At 31.8% G+C, this 24257-nt stretch carries 19 protein-coding genes; 15 read left to right on the plus strand and 4 right to left on the minus strand.

Annotated features, from left to right (window positions below):
- The first annotated feature begins 50 nt into the window (after positions 1-50).
- Complete coding sequence (locus C0982_RS07410; protein ID WP_101773597.1) at positions 51-1124, plus strand: lactonase family protein; 1074 nt, start codon at positions 51-53, stop codon at positions 1122-1124.
- 51 nt (positions 1125-1175) lie between these two features.
- Here the strand turns inward: C0982_RS07410 and C0982_RS07415 are convergent, their stop codons facing one another.
- Positions 1176-1490 carry a hypothetical protein gene (locus C0982_RS07415; RefSeq protein ID WP_101773598.1) on the minus strand — a complete coding sequence of 105 codons (315 nt, stop codon included), beginning with the start codon at positions 1488-1490 and terminating at the stop codon, positions 1176-1178.
- A 242-nt stretch (positions 1491-1732) separates the two neighbouring features.
- On the opposite strand from C0982_RS07415, the gene C0982_RS07420 reads away from it, so the two are divergent.
- The 4 genes from C0982_RS07420 (at position 1733) to C0982_RS07435 (ending at position 6523) form a co-directional block, all read left to right on the plus strand.
- Positions 1733-2476 carry a GDSL-type esterase/lipase family protein gene (locus tag C0982_RS07420; RefSeq protein WP_242961531.1) on the plus strand — a complete coding sequence of 248 codons (744 nt, stop codon included), beginning with the start codon at positions 1733-1735 and terminating at the stop codon, positions 2474-2476.
- A gap of 14 nt (positions 2477-2490) precedes the next feature.
- A complete protein-coding gene (locus C0982_RS07425; protein ID WP_242961532.1) occupies positions 2491-3243 on the plus strand; it encodes a DUF4358 domain-containing protein in 753 nt (250 codons plus the stop codon).
- 207 nt (positions 3244-3450) lie between these two features.
- Positions 3451-4665 (plus strand): MBOAT family O-acyltransferase, encoded by a 1215-nt coding sequence (locus C0982_RS07430; RefSeq protein WP_242961533.1) that lies wholly within the window; start codon positions 3451-3453, stop codon positions 4663-4665.
- A 16-nt stretch (positions 4666-4681) separates the two neighbouring features.
- Positions 4682-6523, plus strand: coding sequence for a DHHW family protein (locus tag C0982_RS07435; RefSeq protein WP_101773600.1), 1842 nt, complete (start codon positions 4682-4684; stop codon positions 6521-6523).
- A gap of 163 nt (positions 6524-6686) precedes the next feature.
- Here C0982_RS07435 and C0982_RS07440 read toward each other — a convergent pair whose 3' ends face one another.
- Both C0982_RS07440 and C0982_RS07445 read right to left on the minus strand, forming a co-directional pair.
- Positions 6687-6983 (minus strand): hypothetical protein, encoded by a 297-nt coding sequence (locus C0982_RS07440; protein ID WP_242961534.1) that lies wholly within the window; start codon positions 6981-6983, stop codon positions 6687-6689.
- A 24-nt stretch (positions 6984-7007) separates the two neighbouring features.
- Complete coding sequence (locus C0982_RS07445; RefSeq protein WP_242961535.1) at positions 7008-8102, minus strand: ParM/StbA family protein; 1095 nt, start codon at positions 8100-8102, stop codon at positions 7008-7010.
- Positions 8103-8900: 798 nt separating this feature from the next.
- On the opposite strand from C0982_RS07445, the gene rpoB reads away from it, so the two are divergent.
- From rpoB to C0982_RS07475, 6 genes are all read left to right on the plus strand, one after another.
- Positions 8901-12617, plus strand: a complete 3717-nt coding sequence (rpoB, locus tag C0982_RS07450; protein WP_101773648.1) for a DNA-directed RNA polymerase subunit beta — start codon at positions 8901-8903, stop codon at positions 12615-12617.
- A 96-nt stretch (positions 12618-12713) separates the two neighbouring features.
- On the plus strand, positions 12714-16217 hold the full coding sequence (rpoC, locus tag C0982_RS07455) for a DNA-directed RNA polymerase subunit beta' (RefSeq protein ID WP_101773601.1): 3504 nt from the start codon (positions 12714-12716) through the stop codon (positions 16215-16217).
- A gap of 244 nt (positions 16218-16461) precedes the next feature.
- Positions 16462-17271: a DUF1129 domain-containing protein gene (locus C0982_RS07460; protein WP_101773602.1), complete on the plus strand. Its 810-nt coding sequence runs from the start codon at positions 16462-16464 to the stop codon at positions 17269-17271.
- Positions 17272-17335: 64 nt separating this feature from the next.
- Positions 17336-17671, plus strand: coding sequence for a PadR family transcriptional regulator (locus C0982_RS07465; protein WP_101773603.1), 336 nt, complete (start codon positions 17336-17338; stop codon positions 17669-17671).
- Positions 17671-18510 carry a DUF1129 domain-containing protein gene (locus C0982_RS07470; RefSeq protein WP_101773604.1) on the plus strand — a complete coding sequence of 280 codons (840 nt, stop codon included), beginning with the start codon at positions 17671-17673 and terminating at the stop codon, positions 18508-18510. Before C0982_RS07465 ends, C0982_RS07470 begins: the two co-directional genes overlap by 1 nt.
- A gap of 88 nt (positions 18511-18598) precedes the next feature.
- Positions 18599-19042: a GNAT family N-acetyltransferase gene (locus tag C0982_RS07475; RefSeq protein ID WP_101773605.1), complete on the plus strand. Its 444-nt coding sequence runs from the start codon at positions 18599-18601 to the stop codon at positions 19040-19042.
- A gap of 50 nt (positions 19043-19092) precedes the next feature.
- Here the strand turns inward: C0982_RS07475 and C0982_RS07480 are convergent, their stop codons facing one another.
- The gene (locus tag C0982_RS07480; protein WP_101773606.1) at positions 19093-19833 is read right to left on the minus strand and encodes a rhodanese-like domain-containing protein; all 741 of its coding nucleotides are present in this window, start codon (positions 19831-19833) and stop codon (positions 19093-19095) included.
- Between the two features lie 306 nt (positions 19834-20139).
- Between C0982_RS07480 and C0982_RS07485 the strand changes: the two genes are divergently transcribed.
- The 4 genes from C0982_RS07485 (at position 20140) to carA (ending at position 24253) form a co-directional block, all read left to right on the plus strand.
- Complete coding sequence (locus C0982_RS07485) at positions 20140-20766, plus strand: DUF456 domain-containing protein (protein ID WP_101773607.1); 627 nt, start codon at positions 20140-20142, stop codon at positions 20764-20766.
- Between the two features lie 60 nt (positions 20767-20826).
- Positions 20827-21999, plus strand: a complete 1173-nt coding sequence (locus C0982_RS07490) for an Mbeg1-like protein (RefSeq protein ID WP_101773608.1) — start codon at positions 20827-20829, stop codon at positions 21997-21999.
- Positions 22000-22469: 470 nt separating this feature from the next.
- A complete protein-coding gene (gene pyrF / locus C0982_RS07495; RefSeq protein WP_101773609.1) occupies positions 22470-23192 on the plus strand; it encodes an orotidine-5'-phosphate decarboxylase in 723 nt (240 codons plus the stop codon).
- An 11-nt stretch (positions 23193-23203) separates the two neighbouring features.
- Positions 23204-24253: a glutamine-hydrolyzing carbamoyl-phosphate synthase small subunit gene (gene carA, locus C0982_RS07500; RefSeq protein WP_101773610.1), complete on the plus strand. Its 1050-nt coding sequence runs from the start codon at positions 23204-23206 to the stop codon at positions 24251-24253.
- The last annotated feature ends 4 nt before the right edge of the window (positions 24254-24257 follow it).

The following is a 24257-nucleotide window of genomic DNA, read 5'->3' on the forward strand; positions in this document are numbered from 1 at the left end:
TTATATAAAAATATATATTGTGTTTAGTAAATACCTACTAGGAGGTTGCTATGAATAAAATGAAAGAAAAACTTTTTGTGAGTGGCTATACTAAAAAAAATAACAAAGGCATACATTGTATCGAAATTGCTAAAAATAAGGAAGCACAAAGTGAGGATAATATTTCTGTGGATATAGATAGCAAATTGTTGATAGAAATAGACAATCCATCTTTTATAGCAGTTGCTAAAGATGCTGAAATGATCTTTAGCGTCACTAGTAGCTTGGGCGGAGGAGTATGTTCTTTTATTAAAAAAAATGATGAATATGAACTTGTAGGTTGTGTAGAAAATATAGGTAAATCACCGTCTCATCTATTTTATGATGAAAGTAGAAATTTTTTGTATGCTAGTAACTACCATTTAGGCAAGGTCGATATAATACGAGTAAATAGTTTAGGCGAACTTAAATTAATAAATACCATTGTAATTGAAGGAAAAAGTCTTATAAGCCCAGATCAAGATGTATCTCGGTGTCACATGGCTATTACTGATCCTAAGGGAAACTTCTTATCTGTTGTCAATTTAGGTACGGACTGTGTGTATGTTTATGATATCGGTGAGGAAGGTGGAGCAACTCTTGTAAGTGAGTATCATACTTTAAAAGGAATGGGGCCAAGACATATTGCATTTGATTTTGAATCTAAATTTGCATATTTACTTGGAGAATTAAACTCCCAAATCGACATTCTAAGCTATAATTCTGTTGCAGGCGAGTTTTCATATGTTGAAAGTATTTCTATGCTTCCAGAAGGTTATTATGGAAAGAATACAGCATCTGCGATTAAAATATCTGCAGATGGAAAATATTTGTATGCTTCTAATAGAGGCCATGATAGCATCTCTGTATACAATATAAAAGATAATGGATTGTTAGAACTGGTTCAAATTGAAAAAACTGGAGGAAAAATACCTCGCGATTTCGGATTTGCTTTAGAGTCTGACTTGTTGGTGGTTGGACACCAAGAAAGCAATGAAATAACTGTATTTAAAAGAGATAAGTCTTTTGGAAGATTGGTGAAAATGGATGGATTATCAATAGAAATACCAGAAATTGTTTGTGTTACAGAAGGTTTTATTAATTAAAAATATAGTGCGTTATTATAAAACAAAAAGCTTCGTCAAAAGACGAAGCTTTTATATTTTTAAGAATGTTTTTACAGCTATAAAAAGAGTGAATAAACTAAATACAATTAAAATTATTTCAGGAATAACCACAAATTTTAACAATTGCAGTGCAAATTCTTTTTTATAAGTAGGATCTTTTTGTATTGCTGAATCAGGTAGCTTAGAATCATCTTCATCTACTGAAGAAAAGTTTCTTTTTCTTATATTATTTAGAGTCTTTTTTCTAGAAAACATGAACATTATAAAGATAAATACCATATTTAAGAAAAGAAGAGCTAAAGTAGTTGCAAAAATATAAAAAAATTCATTTTTTGAATATGTCAAATTAGAATCCTCCTTTGAAAATATACTTATTAATAGTGTACATCTTTTTTGCAAAAAAACAAGTTACTAGAGTTGTTTTTATGCTATAATTACATATAATGTCCATTTTTTACAGTTTTATAAGTATTTTAATGCATTTTAAATTAGTGTTAGAATATGATAATAAAAAAGGGCAATCGACAAATTGGTGCAATAATTTTAAGTACTTTAGAAAATATTATTTAAAGGGTAGGAAGATATTTATGAAAAAGAAAAAGTTTTTTGTAATTATGACTGCTTTATTTTCAAGCTCATTAGTGTTGAATTCAGGTGTTTTTGCAGCTGATACATCAAAGCCTAGAGATGAGCAAATAAAATGGACTATTAATTTTTTGAAAAAGCAGGCGAATCAAAATATTGATGATGTAGAAGAGGAAATAAATAAAGTTAATAAAGACACGTCTATTGAAAAGTTCGATATGAGCAAGGCTAAGAGTAGATTCGAAGACGTGGTTTTTTTGGGAGATTCTATAACGGAATACCTAAAACAAGCAAATATTTTAGATGCTTCAAGTGTTTTAGCTGTAAAAGGAGAGCATGTCAATAATGCTAAGAAGCATTTGAAGGAAATAAAAAATCTAAAACCAAAGCAAATCGTAATATTATATGGAGCGAATGATATCAACTCAAGTTCACCTGAGGCATATAAGGAGTCATATATCGATTTGATTAAGACTATAAAAAAAGAAAATCCAAAAGTAAAGATATATGTTCAAGCTCCTATACCGGTGGATGACAGCAAGACTGTAAATAAAGACGCAAGAATAAATAATGAAAGCGTTAAAAACCTTACAGAAAAGGTCAAGGAGGTCGCCAAGGTCACAGGGGTTGGTTATTTACCTTCAGAAGGGTTGATAACATCTAAGAGCTTGTATGAGCCTGATGGAATACATTTAAAGTATAACTTTTATAAAAACTGGTTATTTTATTTGAGTGAAAATATATAAGGAGGTGTATTTTAGTGCATAAAGATGATGAAAAAAATACGCCATCAACAGAAATGAAGAATAATAAAAGTACTGATGAAAAAAAAATAAACAATGAAAATAATTTAAATAAGGATGATGGCGTAGAAGAAAAGGTAAACTTGGAAATAACTCAAACGTTTTCGGTTCCAGAATCTGAGACTAACAAGCAGCTTGAACAGACTGCAAGGCTTAGAATTATAAAAAGCGAAGAATTTGAATCTAAGAAAAAAGGAACTATCATAAAAGAAAAATTTAGAATAAAGCCTATGAAAACTAGTTCAAAATATAGGCGTAAATATATTGGATTGGTAATATGTGTGCTAGTTGCTGTTATCTTAGCGTATCAATTTGTAAAAGTAAAAGAAGTCGACTTTTCTAAATTGAGTAATAATATACAGAAGAAAGTAGACATGGATGAATTTTTAAAAGGTGATGACATGACTCTAAGAAAGTTGTATGGGATAGAGTCTACAGAAGTAGAGGGTTATGTGTCTTTCGCACCTAAAAGCAATATGTCAGCGGAAGAGATTTTGGTTATAAAATGCAAACCTAACCGATCTGAAGATGTGCTTAAAAAGGTTCAAAACAGAGTAGATGCACAATCTAATAGTTTTAAAAATTACGCCCCAGAACAATACAGCATTGTAAGTGGCAGCGAGTTAGAAAAAAAGGGTGATTATGTTTACTTTATTTCATCTAAAAATATTAACTCAATAAATCAAATTATTGATGAATCATATAAGTAAGGGAAGGTGAGTTGCTTGAGTTTTACAAGTTTGATATTTTTATTCTTTTTCTTTCCCATTTCAGTAGTACTATATACATTTACACCAGCAAAGCATAGAAATAAAATTTTACTATTATTGAGTTTTATTTTTTACAGTTGGGGAGATCCTATTTATCTTGTCTTGTTGATAATTTCTATTATTGCAACTTGGTTTGGGGTCAGGTTTATGTATGATAGAAGGAAAAGAAGAGAAGAAGCTAAATTTTATATGGTGTGCTTAATAGTTTTTAACATTTCCATATTAGCATTTTTTAAATATTATGGTTTTTTGATTGATAACTTCAACATGATTACTGGTCTAAATCTTAGAATCATAGAAATAGCTCTTCCAATAGGTATATCTTTCTATACTTTCAAGGTTATTTCATATATTGTGGACGTGTATTCTGGAAAGGCGGTTCCTCAGAAAAACATATCTGATTTTGCGTTGTATGTGAGTGTGTTCCCACAGGTAACTGCTGGTCCAATCACTCAATACTCTGAGATGCAGGCTCAGCTAAAAAATAGAAAAGTAACACCAGAGAAATTTGGAAAAGGTATGGAAAAGTTTATTTTGGGTCTAGGGAAAAAAGTATTGATAGCTAACAATTTGGCTATTATATGGGCTCAAGTAAAAGGCATAGAAGGACTAGAGATGTCTGCTACCACAGCTTGGATAGGTATAATAGCATTTACGCTTCAGATATACTTTGATTTTAGTGGTTACTCAGATATGGCGATAGGTTTAGGGTATATGTTTGGATTTAAATGGGCAGAAAACTTTAATTATCCATATATTTCAAAGAGTGCTACAGAGTTTTGGAGAAGGTGGCACATATCGTTAGGAAACTGGTTTAAGACTTATCTTTATTTCCCGCTAGGCGGAAATAGGTGCAGTGAAGCTAAACATTTCAGGAATATATTTGTAGTTTGGATGGCAACTGGATTATGGCATGGTGCTAGATGGAACTTTGTTATATGGGGGTTATATTTTGGGATGCTTGTATACTTAGAAAAGAAGAAGATAGGTAGTATTTTAAATAAACTAAACAGTAAAATACAGCTATTATATTGTTTATTAATTGTTACCTTAGGATGGGTAATGTTTGACTTAGAAGGTATATCGAATATACTTAAATTTTACTCAAATATGTTTATTGTAGGATCTACAGGTGTATTTGATGCAACGTCTTCTTATTTAATAAAAACATCTTGGAAAATACTTTTAGTTGCAATTATAGGATCAACTCCTTTTATGTTGGGAGTTATCAATAGATTCAAAACTAGATTAGGTAAAGCAGGCTATATATCTGTTTCAATATTTTATATATTGATTTTTGTTATATCAATGTCTTCTCTTGTAGGAGAGAGTTATAGCCCATTTCTATATTTTAAATTTTAGGTGGAGGTGAGTTTAAATGAATAAAAAAATTCGTTATAGAGAACCTGAGATGCCTGAAAGTCTAAAATCGCTTTTAGATATTGATATAGATGATGAGCTTATGAGAGGTAAAAGGGTTAGAAAAACAAAAAATGCAAAAAAAGCTAAAAAAGGAAGTCCTAGTAAAAGTAGAAATGCGGCTTCTAAACCTTTATCTAAAAAAAGTACTAGACCATCTAAATCTAAAACAGCAAGACCTAATTTAGAGCGAAAGTCAGAGAATGTATCGGGCAAAAACATTAGTAAAGAAAAAGCTTCAAATGCAAGAGCTAAAACGGGTTCTAGCCAGTCTATAAAAAAGACTAGACCTAGTGAACAGAATGTTAGCAAAAACGTAAATAAAAGGCCACAAGGCGCTTCTAGAAGTGCCACAAGGAAGAATGTTTCTTCAAGAGTAGGAGTGGATCAGCCACAGGTTAGAAAAAAACAGACACAACAAAGTGCTGTAAACCCTAATAAGAGAGTACCAAATTCAGCACAACAACAAGATCGCAAAAAACAAAGAGCAAAGGTATCTAATTCTAGAGATAGAGTTCAAAAGCCTAATAAAAAGAAAAGAAAGTCATCTAAAGGAATAAAATATTTTTTCTCAGTAATAGTATCTGCTATTTTAGTAGTAATAGAATTTTTATTTGGGAAAGATAGTGAAATAAGTCCTTCAGCAAAGGACAAGAAAAAGAATATGGACTTTAAGTTCTATAGAAATCTATCGTTGGGATCAGTAATGGTGTTACTGGTAATAATGTTTGTAATAGTATTTCATAAAGACAGTAAAGTTTCAGTGGCTGAAAATAGAGAACTGCAGCAAAAACCAGGGATTTCTACATCTGAAATACTAAGTGGGGATTACAGTAAAGATTATTCAAAGTATCTTTCAGATCAATTTCCAAATAGAACTGGCTTTATAAAATTGAAAGCAAAATTTGATTTAGCACTAGGAAATAAAGAAATAAATGGAGTGTACATTGGTAAAGATGGATATCTGATAGAAGGATTTAAAAAATCTGACAAAGAATCCACTATATCAAAAGTAGAGTCTATTAATTCATTTGCCGCAGCTAATCCTAAGATAAAGTTTTCGTTTATGTTGGTTCCAAATAAAGTTGAAATTTATAAAAATTTGATGCCAAATAATGCACCTGTAGATTCTCAGTCTGAATACATTAGTGAAGTTAAGTCTTTGCTTAGTGATAAAGTAAAATTGGTGAACCCAACAAAGAGTTTAAATAGCTTAAAAAACAATGATAACATATATTTTAAGACTGATCATCACTGGACTGTTGATGGGGCGTATATAGCGTATTCTGATTACTGTAAGGCGATGGATTTGCAAGCAGCTGATTTGTCTAATACATTTAATAAATCCTTAGCTACAGATAAATACTATGGAAGTTTGTACTATAAAAATGGTGCTCAAATAGGAAAAGCAGAGGACTTATACCTTTATTTACAACAGGGGAATAATCCTTTGATTGTTAAGTATTATGATACTAAGAAGAAAGTACCAAGCTTGTATGATGTGTCTAAATTAGAGGGAAGAGATCCTTATGAAGTCTTTACTGGAGGAAATCATACTCAAATTAAGATTAGAACAAATGTAGAAACTGATAAGAAACTACTTTTAATTAAAGACTCTTATGCAAATGCTATGTTGCCATTTTTAGTGAATAATTATGCAGAGATAAATGTCATAGATTTGAGATATTTTTCTGGAAGTTTAAAAGAGGTTTTAAATAATAATGATGTAACTGATGTTTTGATATTAAATGGAGTGAACACATTTAATTCAGATTCTTCTATACTCAATATTAAAAGTTAAAACATAAAAAAATGTGTGAAAGACACGAAATAAAGTGTGAAAAATATAAAATAGTTAGATGTAATTTTCTAATTGTTTTAATGTTATTAACTGCTTATACAAAAAACGAGGAGATTATTATAATAATCTCCTCGTTTTTTTCTTTCTCCCTCTTTAGAAAAAGTTAATCTGGCATATTTGAGAATATATCGTCAATGCTATCTCTTACTTTATCTCTTTGCCTTGATACGGTTCTAGGTGGCACCTGAGGTCTCACAGGTGCATTATTTTGGATAACTGTACCACCAGCAACTATTGTTCTTAAAAAATCTATCTCATTTCTCATATATTTAAATTCTATCAACATTCTTTCTAAAGCTTGGCTTTTTGTAGATATTCCATTTTCATCCATATATTCTAGTATAAGATCATCTAGATCAGGACTTATATAAGATGTTAATCTAATTCTGTTATTTTTCAAGTTTTACACCAACCTCATATACTTTTATTTGTCTAGCTTTACTCCGACTTCATATAATCCCTTAGCTGTAGCCATCTGGCTGTCATTTACTAGTATATACTTATCATCTAAGTCTAATTTTAAAGTTGTTCCACCAGATAGGTATATGTCCATTTCATCCAAGTTATTCCAAGTTTCTTCTATTATTTCGTTAGTATCATCGGATGTTAATTTGTATGCTAATTCCTTTAGTTCTGGGTAATCGTCAGATGAATCTATTTCTGGCAAGCTCTTTGTAATTCCAATGTCTACCAGCTTCTTTTGAACTATTTTAAGTGCATTTTGATTTCCTGACTCGATAGTAGTGCTCAATTTGTCGTTGAATTTAAAACCTTTGTCAAAGTAGCTTAGCTCTGTAGTTCTGAAACCTATGTTAACCATTCCTACTGGTTTATCTTCGTTTATTTTATTCCCCATTGCGTGTATTAAAGCGGCATCTGCCTCTCTGAATATGCTTACGCTCTCTATTTTTATAGTTTTTACACTGTTATTTATTTTATTTTTGATTATCATAGTTGTATCTCTGTATTCTTTTTCTATCTCTTTTAAAGTACTTTTTTTGAAAACTTTATATGGTACTCCTAACACGATACTTACGTTATCCGATACAGCAATCTCACTAAGAGCAGCATTTATAAGCGTCTTAGCGACTGGAGAAGTCTTGCTATCACCTGCATTTCTTATACATTTCATACTTTCTTTTTCAGAAAGTTCTCCAACAAATAGTTCGTTTCCGTCTATTTCTATATAAATAGGAGTTTGGTTGTAATCTTCTAAAGAAATATTTCTTCCATCTCCGTATACACTTTTAAATAAGCATGAATATTCGTTGTCATTATAAACTGAATAACCCTTTACATAACCTCTTCCAATGTCTAAACCTATGATTTGTGTATCCATTAATGTAGTCTCCTTTTTTCCCTCTTTTTTTATATTCTTTTTTTCATTTTTATCCAAAGTTTTTGTTTCTGATTTTTTTTCTTCTGTAATTATATTATCTTCTGTAACTTCATTTTCTTCGTTTGATATATTTGTAGTTTTATTTTCATTATCTTGCAATTTTCCTTGAATATTTTCCATTTTTCATATCTCCTTTTGTAAATATCATTATAACATATGTGTTCCTAAAACGCTACTAAATTAATTTCATTTTATCATATAGGCACTATATAACTCCTTTTAAGTAAAGAATAAACGTATAATAAGGAACTTATTAGTAAGAAATATGCAATTAAAAATATTTATAGTTCCTAATTAGTACCTAAATAGATAATAATAAAAAACAAATAAAAAGACGAAAAAAATGTTTTTTTAAAAGAAAATTTTCTGATAATTGAAAGATTTTTATAGAATTGAAAACAAAAAAATATATAAAAACAAATAATGTTAATAAAAATAAATGATGTTAATAAAAATAAATGATGTTAATAAAAATAAATGATGTTAATAAAAATAAATTAGAAAGGATAATGAAAAATATAAGATATGAGTAAGAAAAATAATGTAAAAAAGAGTGTGAAAAAGATACTGTATTCTATATTATAAAAAAATATTGTTTTTTATTCGTATATATGTTAAAATATAAAACTACTATTAAAATGAGTAAGTATGCTATTTTTTAAAAAAAATTCCATTTATATGTAGTTTAATACTCAATATAAGCGGAATTCACTGTTTAATATAGCTAATAAAACATTACTAATTAATACTGCAATGATATAAAGTGGGCTCGTGAGTGTAAATTTCTGTTGCATTTAATTACAGTAGCGAGGTGGATTTATTTTGCAGGACTCATAAATTAACAAATGCAATAAATTTTAATTTAGTGGGGTGAAAATTGTGGTACCATATCCAGTTACGATTGGAAAAAGAGAGAGGATGAGCTTTTCAAAAATAAATGAAATAGCTGACGTGCCAAATCTTATCGAAATTCAAATGGATTCTTACAATTGGTTTTTAGAAGAAGGATTAAAAGAAGTATTTACAGATATATCACCGATAGAGGATTACACAGGCAATCTTATATTGGAATTTGTAGATTACTCACTTGATGAAAAGCCAAAGTACGATGTAGAAGAATGCAAGGAAAGAGATGCTACTTACTGTGCACCTTTGAAGGTTAAAGTAAGATTAATCAACAAAGAAACAGGAGAAATAAAAGAGCAAGAAGTGTTTATGGGAGATTTCCCTCTTATGACAGATAAGGGAACATTTATCATAAATGGTGCGGAGAGAGTAATAGTATCACAATTAGTTAGATCACCAGGTGTTTATTACTCAGAAGAAAGAGATAAAACAGGAAGCAGATTGATTTCTTCAACAGTGATACCTAATAGAGGTGCTTGGCTAGAATATGAAACTGACGCATCAGGAGTAATATCTGTAAGAGTAGATAGAACTAGAAAACAACCAGTTACAGTATTATTAAGAGCATTGGGAATAGGTACTGATGCAGAAATACTTGAGCTGTTAGGCGAAGATGAACGCCTTAGAATTACATTAGACAAAGATAATACTACTAATGTAGAAGAAGGTTTAATAGAAATATACAAAAAATTAAGACCAGGTGAACCTCCTACTGTAGAGAGTGCTTCATCTTTATTAAACTCACTTTTCTTTGATCCAAAAAGATATGACTTAGCAAAAGTTGGTAGACATAAATTCAATAAGAAACTTGCTTTATGCTATAGAATAATGGACAAGGTAGCTTCAAGAGACGTAATAAATGAAGAAACGGGAGAAACTTTTGTAAAAGCAGGAGAAAGAATATCGTTAGATGTAGCTAAAAATATTCAAAACTCTGGAATAAATTCTGTTTGGATAGAAATAGATGAAGAAAGAGAACTAAAAGTAATAGGAAATAACTTTGTAGATATAAAGAGTCATGTAGACTTCGATATATCTGACTTAAATATAAAAGAAGATGTTCATTATCCAACTTTAAAGGAAATCCTTGAAGATTACGATGATGAAGACGAAATAAAAGAAATAATAAATATGAATATAAAAGCTCTGGTTCCAAAGCACATATTATTGGATGATATAATAGCATCTATTAGTTATGAATTTGGATTATTTTATGTAATTGATGGTAAGGTCAGAGTAGGTAATCCTGATGATATAGATCACTTGGGTAACAGAAGAATCAGATGTGTAGGTGAATTATTACAAAACCAAGTTAGAATTGGTTTTTCAAGAATGGAAAGAGTTATAAAGGAAAGAATGACTGTTCAAGACATGGAAACTATAACTCCTCAAGCTCTTGTAAATATAAGACCGGTATCTGCTGCTATTAAAGAATTCTTCGGTAGCTCTCAGTTGTCACAGTTCATGGATCAGACAAACCCTCTATCAGAGCTTACGCATAAGAGAAGATTGTCAGCACTAGGTCCAGGAGGTCTTTCTAGAGAAAGAGCAGGGTTTGAAGTGCGTGACGTTCACCACTCTCACTACGGAAGAATGTGCCCTATAGAGACACCAGAAGGTCCAAATATAGGTCTTATAAACTCTCTTTCAACATATGCAAAGATTAATGAATATGGGTTCATTGAGTCTCCATATAGAAAATACGACAAAGAAAAACAAGTTGTAACTGATGAAATTCATTATCTAAGTGCAGATGAAGAAGATATATATGTAAGAGCTCAGGCCAATGAACCTTTAGATGAAGGCGGTCACTTTGTTAATGATAGAGTAATATGTAGAACTGTGTTAGGTGCGGTTGAATTAGTATCCAAAGATCAAGTTGACTACATGGATATATCTCCTAAGCAGGTAGTATCAGTAGCGACTGCAATGATACCATTCTTGGAAAATGATGATGCCAACAGAGCCTTGATGGGATCTAACATGCAGCGTCAGGCTGTTCCACTAGTTAGAAGAGAAGCTCCTATCATTGGTACAGGTATAGAGTACAGAGCAGCTAAGGACTCAGGTGCCGTTGTTGTTGCGAAAAACAATGGTATTGTAGATAGAGTTTCTGCTGATGAAGTAGTAATAAAGAAAGATAACGGAGATAAAGATAGATACAAGCTATTAAAGTTCAAGAGATCAAACTCAGGTACATGTGTAAATCAAACACCGATAGTTAGCACAGGTGAAAAAGTAGTTGCAGGAGATGTAATTGCGGACGGTCCAGCGACTGATTTAGGTGAAATTGCACTTGGTAGAAACTGTCTAATAGCCTTCATGACTTGGGAAGGTTATAACTATGAGGATGCCGTTTTAATAAACGAAAGACTTATAAAAGAAGATAGATTATCTACTATTCATATAGAAGAATATGAGTGTGAAGCAAGAGATACTAAGCTTGGACCAGAAGAAATCACTAGAGATATACCAAATGTCGGAGAGAATGCAATTAAAAATCTTGATGACAGAGGTATTATAAGAATTGGTGCTGAAGTTGACTCAGGAGATATATTAGTAGGTAAGGTGACTCCAAAGGGAGAAACTGAACTTACCGCTGAAGAAAGACTTCTTAGAGCAATCTTTGGTGAAAAAGCAAGAGAAGTAAGGGATACTTCCTTGAAAGTTCCTCATGGAGAAACAGGTATAATAGTAGATATAAAAATATTTACTAGAGAAAATGGTGATGATTTATCGCCAGGAGTAAATGAACTAGTGAGATGTTATATCGCTAAGAAGAGAAAAATAAAAGTCGGAGATAAGATGGCTGGTCGTCATGGTAATAAGGGTGTTATATCTAGAGTATTAGCAGAAGAAGACATGCCATTTATGGAAGATGGAACTCCTATTGATATAGTACTGAACCCACAGGGGATACCATCTCGTATGAATATCGGACAGGTTCTAGAGGTTCATTTAGGTCTTGCAGCTAAAAAACTGGGATGGCATGTTGCCACTTCAGTATTTGATGGAGCTAATGAGTATGACATAATGGACGCTTTGGAAGAAGCTGGATATCCAAGAGATGGAAAGCTAAAATTATTTGATGGTCGTACAGGAGATACTTTTGACAATAGAATTACAGTAGGATATATGTACTACTTGAAACTTCACCATCTTGTTGATGATAAGCTTCATGCTAGAAGTACTGGTCCTTACTCACTAGTAACTCAGCAGCCACTAGGTGGTAAAGCTCAGTTTGGTGGACAGAGATTCGGGGAAATGGAAGTTTGGGCTCTAGAAGCATATGGAGCGTCTCACATCCTTCAGGAAATTCTGACTGTAAAATCAGATGATGTTAAGGGTAGAGTAGAAACATACGAAGCTATAGTGAAGGGCGAAAATATACCTGAACCAGGAATGCCTGAATCATTCAGAGTATTAATGAAAGAGTTGCAATCACTTTGTTTAGATGTGAATGCACTTGATCAAGATGGAAACTCTATAGACATAAAAGAGTCTGTAGATGAAGAAATCGACAGCGAACTTAATATAGATGGAGTAATACCTGAAGACATTGAAGAAACTCATATGATTGAAGAAGTTGTAGATGAAGAATCGGATATCATAGAAGAGTTTCAAGATGACGATTTTGTAGAAGAAAACTTAGAAGATTTTATAGAAGATAACTCTAACGGTGTGGATTCTGATGGATTTGTAGAAGTTTTCGAAGAAGAGAGTTATTAAGGGTTTGTAAGCAATAGGCAAATGGAAAAAATACCTGTGTTTAAATAACATAGTTAATATTAATTATATAATTATCAAAAGAAGGGAGAGAACTCCTTGTTTGAATTAAACAATTTTGAGTCAATAAAAATAGGCCTAGCTTCTCCAGAAAGAATAAGACAGTGGTCAAGAGGAGAAGTCAAGAAGCCAGAAACAATAAACTATAGAACTTTAAAGCCAGAGAAGGATGGTCTTTTTTGCGAAAGAATATTTGGGCCTACAAAGGACTGGGAATGCCACTGCGGAAAATATAGAAGAGTAAGATACAAAGGTGTAGTTTGTGATAGATGTGGTGTAGAAGTAACTAAAGCAAAAGTAAGAAGAGAGAGAATGGGGCACATAGAATTGGCTGCCCCAATGTCTCACATTTGGTACTTTAAAGGTATACCTTCTAGAATGGGACTATTGCTAGATATGTCTCCTAGATCTTTGGAAAAAGTACTTTACTTTGCTTCTTATGTTGTAACAGATCAAGGTGATACAGGATTAGCATATAAGCAAGTTCTTACTGAAAGAGAATATAGAGATGCCGTTGAAAAGTATGGTTATAGCTTTGAAGTAGGAATAGGTGCTGAAGCAGTAAAGAGATTACTAGAAGACATTGATTTAGATGCTCAATCAAAAGAGCTAAGAGAAGCTCTTAAAGATGCAACAGGGCAAAAAAGAGTTAGAACAATAAGAAGATTGGAAGTCGTTGAAGCGTTTAAAAAATCTGAAAATAAACCAGAATGGATGATATTAGAAGCTATTCCAGTTATTCCTCCAGACTTGAGACCTATGGTACAACTTGACGGTGGAAGATTTGCTACATCTGACTTGAATGATTTATATAGAAGAGTAATAAATAGAAATAATAGATTAAAGAGATTATTAGAACTTGGAGCGCCAGATATAATAGTTAGAAACGAAAAAAGAATGCTTCAAGAAGCTGTAGATGCATTGATTGACAATGGTAGAAGAGGAAGACCTGTAACAGGGCCAGGAAATAGACCTCTTAAATCATTATCTGATATGCTAAAAGGTAAGCAAGGTCGTTTCAGACAGAACTTACTTGGAAAAAGAGTTGACTATTCTGGACGTTCAGTAATAGTTGTTGGACCGGAATTGAAATTCTATCAGTGTGGTCTTCCTAAGAAAATGGCTCTAGAACTATTCAAGCCATTTGTTATGGATAAATTAGTTTCTAAGGGATTTGCACATAATATTAAGAGTGCAAAGACTATGGTAGAAAAAGTTAAGCCAGAAGTTTGGGATGTACTAGAAGAAGTAATAAAGAACCATCCAGTATTGCTTAACCGTGCCCCTACGCTACATAGACTTGGTATTCAGGCATTTGAGCCAATTCTAGTGGATGGTAAGGCAATCAAGCTTCACCCTCTTGTTTGTACAGCGTACAATGCCGACTTCGATGGTGACCAGATGGCTGTTCACGTTCCGTTGTCAGTAGAAGCACAGGCGGAAGCTAGATACTTGATGCTTTCTGTAAACAATATACTAGCACCTAAAGATGGAGCGCCTATTACGACTCCTTCACAGGATATGGTCCTTGGATCATACTACTTGACAATAGAAGCTCAGGAAGGTGCAAAGGGTACAGGAAGTGTATTTAAAGACTACAATGAACTACTGCTTTCTTACTTCAACAAGAAGGTAGAATTGCATGCTCTTGTAAAAATGAGAGTAACTCTTCCTGATGGAAGAAGTTCTTTGATAGAAAGTACTGTAGGTAGATTCATATTTAATGAAGGTATACCTCAAGACTTAGGATTTGTAGATAGAGAGAAAGATCCATTTAGTTTGGAAGCAGATTTCTTAGCTGATAAAAAGAGCTTAGGAAAAATAATAGATAAATGCTTTAGAAAGCACGGAAATACTAAGACTGCCGAATTACTTGACTACATAAAGGGAATGGGATACAAATTCTCTACTGTAGGAGGTATTACAGTTGCGGTTGCTGATATGGATATCCCAGAAGCTAAGTACGAATATATTAAGATTGCAGATGCATTAGTAGATAAGTATGAAAGAGCTTATAGAAGAGGTCTTATATCAGATGAAGAAAGATATGAAAAAGTAATAGAAACATGGACAGAAACTACTGAAAAAGTAACGGATGCTCTAATGGAAGGTCTTGATAGAATGAATAACATCTTTATCATGGCGCATTCAGGAGCCAGAGGTTCAAAGAACCAGATAAGACAGTTAGCTGGTATGCGTGGTCTTATGGCCAATGCATCTGGTAAAACAGTGGAAATTCCAGTTAAATCTAACTTCCGTGAAGGTTTATCAGTAATGGAATACTTTACTTCTTCACACGGTGCCAGAAAAGGTCTTGCCGATACAGCACTTCGTACAGCCGATTCAGGTTACTTGACTAGAAGACTAGTTGATGTCAGCCAGGACGTTATTGTTAGAGATATTGACTGTGGAACAAAAGAAACTACAGATGTATTTGCAATAAAAGATGGAAGCGAAGTAATAGAAGAGCTAAGAGACAGAGTAATAGGAAGATATACAATAGATCCTATTGTACATCCTGAAACTGGTGAAGTTATTATAGGTGGAGATCAGATGATTCTAGAAGAAGACGCCGACAGATTGGTAAATTCTGGAATAGAAGATGTAAAAATAAGAACTGTTCTAAACTGTAAAACAGAGCATGGTGTATGTGCTAAATGCTACGGTAGAAACCTTGCTACAGGAAAATCTGTAAACATTGGTGAATCTGTAGGTATTATAGCCGCTCAGTCAATTGGTGAGCCGGGTACACAGCTTACAATGCGTACTTTCCATACAGGTGGGGTTGCCGGAGGAGATATCACGCAGGGTCTTCCTAGAGTTGAGGAGCTTTTCGAAGCTCGTAAACCAAAGGGGCTTGCTGTAATAACAGAAGTTGCCGGTAGCGTACGTATTGATGAAACAGGAAAGAGAAAAGAAGTAATTGTAACACCACAAGATGGTGAAGCAGAAGTATATGCAATTCCTTATGGCTCAAGATTAAGAGTAAGAGAAGGAGATTATGTAAGTGCCGGAGAACCACTTACTCAAGGTTCTATTAACCCTCATGACATTGTAAGGGTAAATGGAATTGGTGGAGTTCAGGACTACATAGTAAAAGAAGTTCAAAGAGTTTATAGAATGCAGGGTGTTGATATAAACGATAAGCATATAGAAGTAATAGTTAGACAGATGCTATCTAAGGTTAAAGTTGAGGATCCAGGTGATACAGGACTTCTACCAGGTGGATACGAAGATGTGCTAAACTATAACAAGTGTAATGAAGCTGCTCTTGAAAAGGGAGAAAGACCAGCTGTTGCAAAGAGAGTACTATTAGGTATAACTAAGGCATCTCTAGCTACAGAATCATTCTTATCAGCAGCATCATTCCAGGAAACTACAAGAGTTCTTACTGATGCAGCAATAAAGGGTAAGGAAGACCACTTAATAGGTCTAAAAGAAAATGTAATCCTAGGTAAATTAATACCTGCGGGAACTGGAATGAAAAAATATAGAAATATAGCAATTGAAAAAGAAGAAGAGGTAGAAGAAGAACTTTTCTAAAACCTTAAAATAATTAAAGCCTCCAAAGTTGGATTTTATTCCGATTTTGGAGGCTTTTTTATTAAAAAACACTAGTATGTATTGCAAGCTATACTTATCTATTGTATAATAAAAAACAACTAGTATGGAATACAAGTTAGCTTTTTTAGATAAAATTTATATTAGTAATGACAATAATTTAATTAAAAATGAACTATTTATTAAAGCATAGATAATGAAATAAGGTAACGATTGGAGGGATAGAATGGCAGAAGCAAAAGAAAATGAAAGAATCTATAAATTATATGAAAGGCTTACAGAAGAAAATAAGACTTACTATGAAGAATTAAGTCTATATATAAATTCAAAAGGAGCTTTTAAAAATGAAAAGGAAATAAATAGTATTTTGGAAGAAATCTTACTAGACATACTTATTGCTCAAAAAGATGGAATTAGTGCAGAGAGCTACTTTGGTAAAAATTCATATATAATTGCAGATGAAATAATTTTAAATTTAAACTCTGGCATAAAAAATAATATGTTGGAAATTATAAGTGGACTTGTGATTTTCTATTTGGTTATTATGGGGGTTGATGTTATATTTCCGAATAAATCACTGGATATAGGCTCATCAATATTAGTCATTTTTATAGTATCTGGCGTTATGGCTATGGTATCTAGACAAGTTGGAGTATCTGTATATAAAAAGCATTACAAAATATATGAGAATATAGCGTATTTGATATCAGGTCTATGTTATTTATTTATGATTGAGAGTGATAAAATATTTAATACTCCATTTAAAATTGATACGAGTGGAAGCACAGGGTTAATTATTATTATATTCTGTGCCTTACTATCATATATGTATTTTAGACGTGAATACAGTAAAAAAGAAATGGTGCGTTTAATTTTACCTACAATAATTGTGCTTTTGCTGGCGGGAATAATAACTAGAATACAGATATTTATACCGTATTTAATAGGAGAATCTGGAAAATTTATAATAACAAGTGCAATTTTTGTAATTCTAGGTGGATATTATTTTGGACTGTACCTTAAATCTATAGATTAGATAATAAACAAAATAAATATATGGATTAAAGTAATATAATTATTCTAAGAGAGGTGATATAAATATGCAATCAAAATCGTCATCTCAGATGTTAAAGGGAATTTTGTCAGGGAGTATATTAGTCCTTTTATCTAAAGAAGCTATGTACGGATATAATATAGGCGTAAAATTATCAGAGCTTGGATTTGAAGAAATACCAAGAGGTACTATATATCCCCTTTTGCTGTCTCTTGAAAAAAAAGGATTTATCGAAGGGGAGTTTAGACCGTCAGCAGATGGACCTGATAGAAAATACTACTCTCTAACATCAGAGGGAAAAGAAGAAAGAGATATTTTTAAAAAAAATTGGAATGAATTAAAAATAGCAGTAGATACATTATTGAAGGAGGGATGCGATTGATGAAAAGATATAATTTAGTGGAAGAAATAAATTTGTTAAGCGAAAATATGTCTATAGAAAATAAAAAATACTGTGATGATTTGATCACTTATATGCGAGTTAAAGGTTTTTTAAAAAATGAAGAGGATATAAACGAGATTCTTCTAGAAATATTAAAAGATATTTTAGATGCTCAAGCACAAGGTGTCAAAGCTCAAGACTATTTTGGAAAAAATCCTAAAGAAATTGCGGATGAAATTTTATATGAATTACCAATTGACTTAAATACAAGTTTCAAAATTTTGTCATATATATTAATAGGGTACATATTTTTTATGGCAATTCCAAGTATTATTTTTTCTCAAAAACCTTTAGATGTAGGCAATTTTTTGATAAATGCTGTATTTATAATATCAATAGCATTGGTGATTTTTTACGTTCAAGGTAGGTCTGTATATGGCAAAAAAAGAAAGATTTATAACTTGATATCTATCGTAGTATTTATAATTGCTGTAAATATTTCAATAACAATATCTAACGTTGTAAGCACTCCTTTGCAGATATCGACAAAAGGATGGATGGGGATAGGATTAATATTAGTATCATTTTTTGTTCTGGCACTTTTATATTACAAAGGTGATGAAAATGATAAAAAGATGCTGCTGATATTTATTCCTTTGGTTATGTCTTCTGGGGTTGCGGGGATTATTACAAGAATAGAATTTTTTATGGAATTCACAAAAACAACTGAAGGGAAGATATTCGTATACATAGCTATGCTATTATTGACGCTATTACAGTATTTTGTAATATACAGGAAAATGAAGAAGCAAAATAATATTAAAAAAATTAATATTTAGCTAAAAAAAGGTTTGCAAATGACTTTTGGGATATTAATACAAGATATATATAATTAATAAAAATAGATAAAATTTTATGGAGGGAAAAATGGTAGAATTTAAGGATTTTCAGAAAAAGAATAGGCAAGAATTATTGGATATGATGATGGTTTTTTATAAATCAGATGCAGTGGATGAACCAATAGCAGATAATATTATAAAAAAGCTTCTAGATGACATTCTAAAGGGAGAATATCAAATCAGAGGGATAGAACTATACTATGATTCAAAACTAGCTGGATTTGGTATTATAACGTCTTATTATACTAGTGAAATTGCAGGTACTACAGTTCAATTTGAAGATGTATATATAAAAGATGAATACAGAAGCAAAGGCATTGGAAGAAAGTATTTCCCATCAATGATGAAAGAATATCCTAACGCTTCTAGATTTAGATTGGAAGTTGCTCCTGAAAATGAAAGAGCTATTAAATTGTATAAAGAACTAGGGTTTGAAAAGCTAGATTACAATCAGATGATTTCTGATATGTAGAGATAAGAAAAAAGATATAGAGAGTATACACTCTCTATATCTTTTTTTATTTACTGAAATTTATAATCGAATTCTTTTGCACCATCAATTGCATTTACTACATTTTTATATCCTTTTTCAGTTAATTTACCGGCTATTTCAGCAGATTTATTACCTGTATAGCAGAAAACATATATAGCTTCATTTTTGTCTTTAGGAAGTTTTCCTTCTTCTTGATCAAAAGTATCAGGAAGTATATTTACAGCATTTTTGAAAGTTTTATCCTTAAAGTCCTTTTCATCTCTAGAGTCTATTATGAAAGATGCTTTTCCTTCATCAATATCTTTTTGGAACTGTGGTCCAAGGACACTTGAGAAAGTAACTAAATCATATTTGAAGTCTTTAACTCCTTGAGCATTGTAAACTTTTGTAAATCCTTTATCGATAAGAATTTTTGCAGCATCGCCACTCTTCTTTCCAGAATTACAGTAAAGAACTACATCTTTGTCTTTGAAATCAGCTATTGATTCTGAGTCTTTTTCAAAAGTGTCAATAGGCATGTTTATTGCAAATTTAAGATGTCCTTCACCATATTCTTTTGAATCCCTAACATCCACTACAAGATATTTTTCCTTTTCCTTTTTGTCGCTTTCTATCTTTGCTAAATCTTCACCTTTCATTTCTAAAACTTTTGCAGTGCTAGATGTTTCTTCAGATGATTTAGCCGCATCTTCAGACGGTTTTTGGCCGCAACCAGTCACCCCTATTGTGATAGTCATTAGGGTAGCCGCTAATAAATACTTTAATTTCATTTTTAATCCTCCTTATAATTTATGAGTTAATTATACAATATTTATAAAGAAAAATGTTTGCATAGCATATCTTATTCAAAAATTCAATTAGAGGAACATTTGATATAAGAAAAAACAATACATAAATAAGTAGAATAAAATTATTATCTTTAAAATAAATGTAATATAAAAATATAAAAGGTTTTTATCAATTTATGTCGAAAACAATTGTAATACTATTCTGATAATTATTTAAGAAAAGAATAGATTTAGAACTTTGCTTATTATATTATATAGTAAGCATCAAAAAATGGAGGTCGATTTATTATGATGGAAAATATGGTGATGGCTAGATTTAAAAATTTGGAAGATGCAAAGTCTGTATACACATATATGAAAAATAGTGCAATTGATTCAAATATTGATTTTAAGGCATTGCAAATAGTCTTATTGGAAAATGATGAAGGTAGGATAAATGTTTTAGATCAATATACTGAGAAATTATCTGAATTTGGGAAAACTGTAATAGGAGGACTTGCAGGGTTAGTACTTGGAGTAATGATAGGACCTTTTGCAGGCTTTGTATTAGGTGGAGTAGGAGCTATGATAGGTTCAGGTTTTGATATAACCGATCAGAGTGAATCTGAAGGTATGTTGTATCAGATGTATTCTAGAATATACCACGGGGATATAGTGATTCTTGCGATTGTTCAGGAGGAAGATGAACTAGTATTAAATAGTGCAGTAGGTAAAAAAGCAATTGATATATATAGATGGAATGCAGCAGAAATTAAGGAAGAGGCAGAATATGCTACAGAAATAAGAGAGAATTTAGTTAAGGATGTAAGAAAAAAATTAAAAGCAGAAAAAAATCAAACTCGTAAGAGCAAAATCGAAGAGTATAAAGAAAGTATAAAAGAAGAGTTCAATAAAATAGGTAAGAAAGATAAATAAATATTTATAAGGGAGGGGGCGTTTATAACGACCCCCTCAATTTGAAAAGAGAGTGAAGAAATGAACAACATAATGGATTATATAGAATGGAGAGGTGATTTATCCTTTTCGAATGCTGAGTTTAATGAAGTAGATAGTTTAATATTATCTGAATTGTCGTATTTGAATTTTGGTTTTTTGAAAAATAAGTCTACGCTGAAAGAAGCTACAATTTTATATTTCAAAAATAAGAAGGTAAAAGAAAAACTTCCTGAGTATGCTACAACGGATTTTATTTGCAAAGTAGAAAAATTATTGATTAAAGCGGCAAATAGCACAAGATTTAAAGATTTATTGATGAGTGATTATATTGATAAGTATGATGAAGTCAATCAGAGCCAATTTTCTGCGATTACTTTTACATTTAAGGATATAATTTATGTTGCATTTAGAGGTACAGATGATACTTTGCTAGGGTTTAAAGAAGATTTTAATATGAGTTTTTCTACGCCTGTGCAAGGTCAATTAGAAGCAGTAAAGTATTTAAAGCGTATATTAGAAAAAAATGAAAAAGGAAAAATAATTGTAGGTGGTCATTCAAAAGGTGGAAATCTAGCAGTGTACTCTGTGTATGGATTAGATGAGAACCTTAGAAATAGGGTCGATTGCATATATAATTATGATGGTCCAGGATTTGTGGAATCGATAGTGTCTTCAGATTTGTATAAGGAAACAGTTAAAAAGTCTAAAAAATATATACCTAAAGATTCTGTTGTGGGGATATTGATGAATGATGATAAGGACTATTTTGTGGTAGATGCAAAGGGAAATACTGGTTTTATTCAACACGATGGATTTAATTGGGCAGTAAAAGGAAGTAAATTTGTATTGATGAATAATAGAACGTCTACGTCTTCATTCGTTGATAGTACACTAAATGGATGGCTTGAGGGACTTGATAGAGAAGAAAGAAGAGCTTTTATAAACGAAGTCTACGATATTATTACGACATCTACAGAGGCGAAAAGAATAAATGAAATCACTGATAACGCATTGAAAGTATCGGTTAATATAGTTAAAAATATGGCTGGAAAAGACAGTGAAAAAAAAGAAATGATGCAACGAATGATATATAGACTTATTCAAAGTGGATCTAATGTTAGAAAAAAAGATAAAAGATCAAAAAAAATAAAGAGAAAAATATTTAGTAAAATTAAAGTATTAAATTTAAAAAATAAGTTGGAGCACAAATAAAATATATTGTTGAATTAAAAATCTTCAATATTTAGACAAATTGTAGATTATATATTTAGTGAAATTTTGTTATATATTTAATAAAAAGTAGAGGGCAAAATATATTGAAAATAGGGCTAAGTTATGGTATCATGTTTAACAGAGTATACAAGTGAAATCGTACAGAGATGCGATGAGTATGCCAAAAAAAGTAGATGAAGTCTTTTAAGCTGGTCCAGAGAGACTGGTAAGGATAATTAAACCTAGTTGAAGGTTGTCAGTATTTACTGATAGTATTTTCGTGCATAATTGCGCGATTATTGTATCAAATATTGGATTATTGTGTCCTTATGCCTCTGGTGTAAGGACTTTTTTATATTTATAATCAGAATAATATAAATAGTCGAAAATAATAATAACTAGCATAATTAATAGTTTAAATTAGGTTAAGTACTGAAAATATTTAATGTAGTTAGGATAGGAGTTTTTATATGATAAATGGAAAAGAAAAACTTATAGTAGCAATTGATACAGACGAATACGAAAAGGCAGTTGACTTGATAGACTCGCTAGAAAAAAGTGTAGATATATACAAGGTTGGTCTTGAAAATTACCTTGCTTCAAATGGAAAGACAGTGGATTACCTAGTGTCGAAGGGTAAGAAAGTATTTTTGGATTTAAAGTTTCATGATATACCAAACACGATGAAGTCAGCTGTAAAAGCAGTGATAAACAAAGGTGTATGGATGTTAACTATACATGTATCTGACATGGAAGGAATGAAACAGTGTGCACAAATAGCAAAAGAAGAGTCTGAAAGACTTGGAATAAAGAAACCACTAGTTGTAGGCGTGACAGTTCTTACATCGTTAAGCAATGAAGATTTATCAGATATAGGCTGTAATATGAATACAGAAGAAACTGCAATAAAAAGAGCTAAACTAGCAAAAGCAGCAGGATTGGACGGAGTGGTTTGTTCAGCTAAAGAAGTAGATAAGATAGTAGAAGCTTGTGGAAATGACTTTGTGACAGTTTGTCCAGGTATTAGACCAAAAACTGCTGAAGTTGGAGATCAGAAAAGAGTAGTAACACCTTCTGAGGCAATCGAAAAAGGTGCAAGTGTGTTGGTAGTTGGAAGACCGATTACAAAGGCGGAAAATCCAAGTATAGCAGCAGATGAAATAGTAAAAGAAATAGAATCGGTATCAGTATAGGAGGCGCACATATGAAGGGTAGATTAATTTTAGAAGATGGAACTATATTCGAGGGGAAAGTATTTGGATACATTGAAGAAAGTGTTGGAGAAGTAGTATTCAATACTTCTATGACTGGATATCAAGAAATACTAACAGATCCTTCTTATTATGGTCAGATAGTAGTAATGACTTATCCGCTAATTGGTAATTATGGTGTAAACTTAGAAGACAAAGAATCTGAATCAGTGAATGTAAGAGGTTTTGTAGTCAGAGAAAAAAGCGATATGCCATCAAACTTCAGATGTGAAATGGACATAGATACATATCTAAAACAACATAAAATAATAGGTATTGAAGGAATAGATACTAGAGCTCTTACTAAAATGCTAAGAGATAGAGGAACTATGAGGGGTATTATTACAACTGACAGTTCTAAATTGAGTGATATAGAACCAAAACTAGAAAATTACGATAACTCAAAAGCGGTGAGACTTGTAAGTAGAAAAGAAATTGAACGCATACCAGGTAGTGGAAAAAAAGTAGCAATAATGGACTTTGGTGTAAAGACAAACATAATCAGAAACTTTGAAAAAAGAAATTGCGATATAACTATTTTTCCGGCAGAAACTAAGCCTGAAGAAGTGCTTAGTATAAATCCAGATTTAATATTCTTATCTAATGGACCTGGAGATCCAGCGGATCTAGAAGACATAGTAGAAAACGTAAAAGTGCTAATAGAAAAGAAACCTGTAGTAGGAATATGCTTAGGTCATCAAATACTAGCTATAGCGCTAGGTGGTAAGACTGGGAAGCTTAAATTTGGACACAGAGGCGGAAATCATCCAGTAAAGGATTTTGAAGAAAATAAAATATTTATAACTTCACAAAATCACGGATATTATGTAACAGAAGTTCCAAAAGATGTGACTGTTACACAGATTAACTTGAATGATGACACTGTTGAAGGAATGAGACACAACACTCTTCCAATATATTCAGTGCAATACCATCCAGAAGCTTGTCCTGGACCTCTTGATAGTGAATATGTATTTGATAAATTCATGGAAATAGTAAAATAGATAA

Source organism: Peptostreptococcus faecalis, assembly GCF_900240845.1.
In the GTDB taxonomy this organism is placed as follows: domain Bacteria; phylum Bacillota; class Clostridia; order Peptostreptococcales; family Peptostreptococcaceae; genus Peptostreptococcus; species Peptostreptococcus faecalis.